At 61.4% G+C, this 8,080-nt stretch carries 3 protein-coding genes; 2 read left to right on the top strand and 1 reads right to left on the bottom strand.

Annotated elements, in window-relative coordinates; all coding sequences use genetic code 11:
• Positions 1-127 (bottom strand): alpha/beta fold hydrolase (locus DBR24_RS07815; RefSeq protein WP_146188988.1); only part of this gene is annotated, 127 nt, incomplete at its 3' end.
• Positions 128-650: 523 nt separating this feature from the next.
• Here DBR24_RS07815 and DBR24_RS07805 point away from each other — a divergent pair.
• The gene (locus DBR24_RS07805; protein ID WP_128614418.1) at positions 651-2,357 is read left to right on the top strand and encodes a ShlB/FhaC/HecB family hemolysin secretion/activation protein; all 1,707 of its coding nucleotides are present in this window, start codon (positions 651-653) and stop codon (positions 2,355-2,357) included.
• A 24-nt stretch (positions 2,358-2,381) separates the two neighbouring features.
• A partial coding sequence (locus DBR24_RS07800) for a filamentous hemagglutinin N-terminal domain-containing protein (RefSeq protein ID WP_128614417.1) occupies positions 2,382-8,080 on the top strand: 5,699 nt, incomplete at its 3' end.

Raw genomic sequence — 8,080 nt, 5'->3', positions numbered from 1 at the left:
GGTATTCCATCTGGTATTCCCACATGTCCGCATCCAGCGGCCAGCCGTGGCTGAACAACACGGGCTTACCGCTGCCCCAGTCCTTGTAATAGATTTCGATGCCGTCGTGAGTGAAGAACGTGCTCATGAAAACTCCTTGCGTCAGGGTTCGCTGATGGGCGTGCAGATGCCGGAATGGCAGCCTTCACTATCTGCGCAAAGCAGGCGGGCGACTTGTATGCAGGTGCTGGGTTGCGATGACGTCTGATTGATCGCCAGGTTCTTTGGTGCAACTTCGAGCGATTATTCGAGGGAGTATGAAGGCGTGAAACGCAAAAGCCTGCAGGGCGATGCCTGTCCGCTGGCCGGGCCCTGCAAACCGTGATCGTCGCGTTGTCGCAATGGGGCGGGGTTCATGTACGCGCCGGGTGAGCCAGGTTCGGTGATGGTCGATGCATAACATCGACAGCCGATTCGCAAACGGGAACTCAGGTCTGCAGAGGGTCGCTTATTGGCGCCCGATGAGGTGGCCACCCGGCTTGCTGTAGAACACTGGGGAAAACCCGCACGAATCCCCGACAGACGGTAGAAACTTAAGTTTGACGTCAAAATGATGGCCATCTAATATCGCGCCATTATTTTGATATCACTTTCGTCTCGAGGGATCGAACATGTCCTCACCCGCCCTCGCGGCGCGGCTGTGCGCAGTTTTGCTGTGCCTGTCTCCGCTTCAAATTGCGTTTGCCGCCCCCACCCCCGGGGAAACCGATCTGATTCGCGATCGCCAGAACCGTTTGCTCGAAGAGCAGCAACGGCGACTGGAAGAACTCAAGGACCTGCCGGGTAAAGAAGCCAAACCTGCGCCACCGACGGCGCCCACGGATAGCCGTTGCTTTCTGATCAAGGACATCGAACTCAAGGGCGCCGACAGCCTCTCCGAGCGCGACAGGAACAGCCTGCTCAAACCCTACATCGGTGAATGTCTCGGTGTGCCGCAACTCAACGCGTTGCTGAAAGTCATCACCGACTACTACATCGAGAAGGGGCTGGTCACCAGTCGCGCCTACCTGCCACAGCAGGACCTGTCCGCCGGCCACCTGAAAGTGCTGGTGGTCGAAGGCAAACTCGAAGGCCTCAAGGGCGCCGAGAACAGCAAGCTGTCGGACCGCGAACTGGCGATGGCATTTCCTGGCAAGACCGGTGAGCTGGTCAATCTGCGCGAAATCGAGCAGATGGTCGATCAGCTCAATCGCCTGCCGTCCAATCAGGCCAAGATGGAGCTGTCACCGGGCGAGAATGTGGGTGGCAGCACGGTGCTGGTGACCAATACCCCGCAAAAACCCTGGCGTGCCGGCCTTTCGCGCAGCAACGATGGCCAGCGCAGCACCGGCGAGCAGCAGTGGGGCACGACGTTCGATTGGGACAGCCCGCTGGGCCTGGCCGATCAGTTGAGCCTGCGTGGCGGTCACGATGCGATGACCGATCACCAGCACACTTCCAGCAACGCCATGCTCAACTACAACCTGCCGTGGGGCTGGTGGAACTTCACCTACACCTACAGCCAGAGCGACTACCGCTCGCAGATCGCCGCCAACGGTTACAACTTCAAACAGACCGGCGACAGCGAAAACCACCAGGTACGCGCCGAGCGGGTGATTTATCGCGATGCCGTCAGCAAGACCTCGCTCAGCACCGGCCTGTCGTACCTGCGCACCAACAACTTCATCGAAGACAGCAAGCTCAAGCTCAGCAGCAATCGCATCAGTGAAGCGCAGTTCGGCATCAACCATGGCCGTCGCATCGGCAATGCTTTCGTCAACTTCGATATGGGCATGCAGGAAGGCATCGGCGCGTTCGACGCCCAGGGCAGTCACGATCCGGGTCCGGGCGAACCGGATGCGCGCTACCGCAAATACACCGCGACCGTGAGCTATCTGCAGCCGTTCAAGCTGTGGGGTGAGTCGCTCAGCTTCAGCAGCCTGATGACCGGCCAACGCAGCGAAGATGTGCTGTTCAGCCCGCAGCGCACCAGCCTTGGGGGCTCGTCGTCGATTCGCGGTTACAAGGATCAGTCGTTGTCCGGCGACAGCGGCGGTTACTGGCGCAACGATCTGCGCTGGGCGCGTCCGGTCACGGCCCAATGGCTGCAACCGGTGTTCAGCGAATACGGCACCAGCATCGGCTATGACCAGGGCGTGATCCAGAACGGTCGCTACAACGGCGATCAACACGGGCGCATGTCGAGCAACTCGCTGGAACTGTTCGCCCGCGGCCAGCACGTCGCCGCCAGCGTGACATTCGCCCATTCCCTGGAACGACCGGATGTGCTCACCGAGCGCGAAGCACCGATCTATTTCCGCCTGGATTTCTTCATCTAATTACAGCCTTTCGGGATCATCGACATGGACGTTCGCCAGTTCGCCTTTTTTGCAGCCCAGCCCTCCGCCGCCTTGAAAAGCCGTGATTTGTTCCTCGGCATGCCCAAGCGCGGACTGGCGTTTCTGCTGGCCAACGTCATGTTCTGGCAACCGATGTGGGCGCAGGCCGACGGCATCGTCGTGGCCAACCCGAACACCTCGCTGGACCGCGCCGGTAACGGCGTGCCGATCATCAATATCGCCACGCCCAACGGCAGCGGTCTGTCGCATAACCAGTTCAACGATTACAACGTCGGTGCTCAGGGCGTCATCCTCAACAACGGTGCGACGCAAACGTCGAACACTCAGTTGGGCGGGCACATCATCGGCAACCCGAACCTGAAAAACAGCGGTTCGGCGTCGACGATTCTCAACGAGGTCGTCAGCGGCAATCCAAGCCAGTTGCGCGGCTACACCGAAGTGGCGGGGCAGTCGGCACGCGTTATCGTCGCCAACCCGTATGGCATTACCTGTAATGGCTGCGGTTTCATCAACGCCCCACGGGTGACCTTGTCCACCGGTAAGCCGGTGCTCGACAACGGTCGTCTGGATCGTTTTCAGGTCGATCAGGGCAGCGTTGCCATCGAAGGCGCCGGCCTCAATGCCAACAACGTCGACCGCTTCGAAATCATCACCCGCAGTGCGAAGATCAACGCCGAGATTCAAGCGCAGAACCTGACCATCGTCGCCGGGCGCAACGACGTCAACGCGCAAACCCTCAATGCCCCGGCCCGCGCCGATGATGGCAGCAGCAAACCGCAGCTGGCCATCGACTCCTCGGCGCTGGGCGGCATGTACGCCGGGACAATCAAACTGGTGGGCACCGAGGCCGGGGTCGGGGTGAAACTGGCGGGCAATCTGGCCGCCAGTGGTGGCGATATCCAGATTGATGCCAACGGTCAATTGACCCTGGCGCAGACCTCGGCGGCCACTGCCGTGAACGTCAAGGCCAACAGCTTTGATGCGCAAGGTCCGGTCTACGCCGGCACCGCTCTGAACGTGCAAACCCAGGGTGATCTGAGCAACCAGCAAAGTCTCGCCGCGCGCGACAGCATAAGCCTCAGCGCCGGTGGCAACCTGAGCAACAACGGCGTCATTGAAGCCGGGGTCAACGCCGACAACAGCCGCAACAACGCCGGCGACGTGAACCTGAGTGCGCAGAACCTCAACAACAACGGCAAAAGCATCATCGCCAGTCGCAACCTGACGGCGAACGTCGGGCAAACCCTGAACAACCAGGGCGGCACCTTGAGCGCCCAGCAGGCCACGCGCCTCACGGCCACCACCCTGGACAACCAGAACAAGGGCAACGTTCTCGGCAACTCGACGGTGCAGTTGAACGCCAGCAAGGTGCTCAACACGCAGGGCGTGATCAGCAGCAGCGGCAACCTCGGCGCCGATCTCGGCGATCTGAATAACCACGACGGCGAGATCTCCAGCGCCGGCACCACCCGTATCAACGCGATCACGCTGGACAACAGCGACGGCCAGGTCACTGGCGACGTCGCGCTGAACATCGGTTTGATCGGCGCGCTGAACAACCGCAACGGCGTGCTGGGTTCCGGTGCGAGCGTCAGCATCACCGCCGCCAGCCTCGACAACAGCCATGAAGGCAGCCTCGTCAGCGACGGCAGTCTGACTGCGCGCATCACTGGCCTGTTCGACAACCAGAGCGGCGACCTGAGCGCCAAAGGGCTGGTCGATGTCCAGAGTGGCAGTCTCGACAACCGTGGCGGCAGCGTGGTCAGCAAGGATCGCCTGACCTTGCGCAGCGATTCCGTGGACAACCGCGGCGGTAAAATTCGCGCGACCAAAGACCTGCAACTCAGCGTTGGCACACTCGACAACCGCGACAAAGGTCTGCTCGATAGCCAGGCCGCCGTCAACTACACCGGCACGCAACTGGATAACCGTGGCGGTTTGCTCAGCGCAACCGGGCCGATGATTATCGGCGTGACGCGCATTGACAACAGCGCCGGACGCATTTCCAGCCAATCCGATCTTACCGCCAACGTGGCGCAGTTCATCAACCAGGGCGGCAAGCTGGTCGCTCCAGGCGCCTTGTTGCTCGCCGGCCAGTCGCTGGATAACCGTAACGGCGGTCTGGTATCTACCACAAACGCGCTGAAACTGACGGTCGATGACATCGACAACCGCGGCGGTGAAATCTCCAGCACCGTCGATGTGAGCGTCATCGGTCAAAGCCTGAACAACAGTGACAGCGGCAAGGTCCTGGCCGGAACTACCCTTGGCTTGACTGTGGCCCGGGCCATCAATCAGACCCTCGGACAACTGTTCAGTGTGGGCAACTCGACGCTGGTCGGGCAAAGCCTGGACAACAGCGGCGGCAGCTTCGTGACCCGACAGGGCAATCTGGATATACGTCTCGATAATGCCTTGAGCAATATCGAGGGTCTGATCAGCAGCGAAGGAACGTTGACCGTACACGCCGGCAGTCTCGACAACACCCGCAGTCACCTGTCGAGCGCCGGCGCCCTGGCGCTGACCATCACGGGCAGCCTGAACAACCAGGCGGGTTCGATCGCCACCGACAACGGGCTGAGCCTCGCTTCACAAAGTCTGGATAACAGTCAGGGCGGCTTGATCAGCGGCAAGAAAGCGACCGCGCTGACCACTGGCGTCTTCAACAACGCCTCCGGCGGCAGTTTGATCAGCGGCGACACCCTGGACCTCAACGCAACTGAGGTGAGCAACGGCACCGGAAGCCGGATCGCCAGCGAAAAAGCGCTGACCGCAACGGTCACCGGCTTCGATCAGCAGGGCGGTCAACTGTTCAGCAAAACCTCCCTGAGCCTCGACCTCAATCACGGCCAGTTGAACAACCGCAACGGCCTGATCAATGCACCGCTGCTGGTGCTGAAAAACCTCAAGGATGTCGATAACCAGGGCGGTGAAATCTCCAGCGCCCAGGCGTTCACCCTGACCGCGCAAAACCTCGATAACAGCAACAACGGCAAGTTGATCAGCAATCAGGGCCTGACCCTGCGCATCGAGCAACTGCTGGCCAGCGTCAAAGGCCTGATTTCCGCGCAGAGCGTGGATGTCAAAAGCGCTCGACTGGACAACAGCGGCGGCCTGATCACCAGCCGTGGCACCCTCGGGGTGACGGTGGACGGTCAACTGGTCAACCAGGGCGGTACGCTGATCGCTGACGATCAACTGAACCTGAAAGCCGACAGCGTCGACAACAGCGAAGGGCACATTGCCGGTAAAGCCGACGTTATCGCCAACGTCGCGACGCTCAATAACCAGCACGGTGAACTGGTGGCAACCGCCGGGCTGAAGCTCACCGGCAACAGCCTCGATAACCGTAACGGCGGCCTCGTCGGCGCGAATGACGCGCTGCAACTGACGGTCGATGCGGTCGACAACCGTGGCGGCGAGCTGTCCAGCCAGGCTGACGTGACGCTGCTCGGCAGTCGTCTGGACAACAGCGACGGCGGCAAGCTGATTGCGCAAGGTGCGTTGACCCTGACCGTCGACGAAGTATTCAACCGCGCCAAGGGCCTGCTGTCGGGCAAGACCGACCTGACCCTGACCGGACGCAGCCTCGACAGCACTGCGGGTGCGCTCCTGAGCCAGAACAATCTGAAGCTCGACCTGAGCGGCGATCTGAATAACAGCCAGGGCCTGATCAGCGCCGAGGGCAGCCTTGGCGTGACGGCGGCGAGTCTGACCAACAACCTCGGCAGCCTGTCCGTTGCCGGGCCGTTGACATTGACCACCACCGGCGTGGTGCTCAACCGCGGTGGTCAGATCGTCACCGACGCCAGCCTCAACCTCACCAGTGCCAGCCTCGACAACAGCAACGGCGGCAGCCTCAGCGCCAAAGGCGCGGTGGTGGTGCAGACCGGTACGCTCGACAACAGCCACAACGGCAAGTTGAACAGTGGCGATACGCTGGATCTGAAGGCGACCCAACTGACCAACCAGGACGGCGGCCGCATCGCCAGTAATGCCGCCCTGACCGCGAACGTTACCGGTCTGGATCAGCAGGGCGGTCAGCTGTTCAGCAATACGTCGCTGGATCTGGACCTCAATCACGGTCAACTGAACAACCAGAACGGCCTGATCGGCGCGCCGTTGCTGATGCTCAAGAACCTTCAGGACGTCAACAACGACGGCGGTGAGATCTCCAGCACCCAGGCGTTTACTGTGACGGCGCGCAGCCTCGATAACAGCAACGGCAAATTGCTCAGCAATCAGGCCGTGACGCTGCGCATCGACCAGGCGCTGACCAACCTCAAAGGCCTGATTGCCGCCGCCGCGCTGGACATCAAAGCCGCCAGCCTCGACAACAGCGGCGGCACACTGACCAGCCGCGCGAATCTGGACCTGAACCTCGACGGCCTGCTCACCAACCAGAACCTGGGGCTGATCAATGCCACCACGGGCCTGACTATCAACAGCAACGGTCTGAACAACCAGAACGGCTCGCTGCTGGGCAGTGCAATCGCCATTGATTTCGCTGCAGCCACCGCAGACCTGAACAACGACGGTGGCTTGATCACCACCGAAGGCCAACTGAGCATTCAGCACCTGCGTGACTTGACCAACCGCAGCGGCAAGATCGCCAGCAGCCAAAGTATCGACCTTGTTGCCCGCAGCCTCGATAACAGCAACGGCAAGCTGGTCAGCAACAATCGGCTGAATCTCAACACCGGTGCATTGGTCAACCAGAACGGGGTGGTCTCCGGGGTGCAAGGCCTGACGGTCAACGCTGCCAGCCTCGACAACCGCAACAAGGGCACGCTCTCTGCCAGTGATGGCAACCTCAGCGTGACGTTGAGCGGGGATTTGCTCAACAGCGGCGCCGGGGCACTGGTCACCCAGAAAAACCTCAGCGTCACCGCAGCCAATCTGGATAACAGCAACAACGGCGTGGTCTCCAGCACCGGGGCGCAAACCCTGACTGTCAGCGGTTTGCTGAACAATGCGGCGGGTGGTCTGATCGCCACCGATGCGACCCTGGCGCTGCAAGCCATGACGCTGGGCAACGCCGGCGGTACCGTCAACGCCACACAGGACCTGAGCTTCACCGGCACCACCCTGGATAACACCGGTGGCAGTCTGGCCGGCAATGGCGCCGTGACCCTCGACCTGCTTGGTGCCCTGACCAACACCAACGGCAAACTCGCCAGTGGCGGCACGCTGTTGCTGCAACGCGCCACGCAGATCAACAACCAGGGCGGCCAACTGGCCAGCCAGGGCCTGATGACCCTGTTGAGCGGTGGTCTGGACAACCGCAACCGTGGCACCGTCGCCGCCAGCGGCCTGTTGACCATCACCACAGCAGGCGCCATCCAGAACAGCGCCGATGGCTTGATCTACAGCCAGAACGGCGACCTGCAAGTCCAGGCCGCCAGCCTCGCCAACGCCAAGGGCACCGTACAGGCGCAAGGCGCCGTCACCGTTGTCAGCACCGGCGATATCGACAACCAGAGCGGCCGAATCCTCGCCACCACCGGTGATCTTTCCATCAATGCCGGCCAGCTCGATAGCCGTGGCGGTGTCCTCGCCAGCCTGCAAGCGGCGTTCACCGCGCGCCTGACCGGTGTGCTGAAAAACGGCTATGACCTGAACAACAATCGTCAGGGCGGGGTGATTCAGGGCCAGCGCTTGAACCTCAATGCGGCGATGGGCCTCGACAACTATGGCGGCCG

It is taken from the genome of Pseudomonas sp. HMWF006, assembly GCF_003061205.1.
Lineage (GTDB): Bacteria > Pseudomonadota > Gammaproteobacteria > Pseudomonadales > Pseudomonadaceae > Aquipseudomonas > Aquipseudomonas monsensis.
The sequence above is the reverse complement of the archived record's forward strand: the minus strand, read 5'-3'. Positions and strand labels throughout refer to the sequence as shown.

Bases quoted from the DNA above. Each gene is read 5' to 3' on its own strand.
- DBR24_RS07805 (WP_128614418.1), top strand. From the start codon at position 651: ATGTCCTCACCCGCCCTCGCGGCGCGGCTGTGCGCAGTTTTGCTGTGC.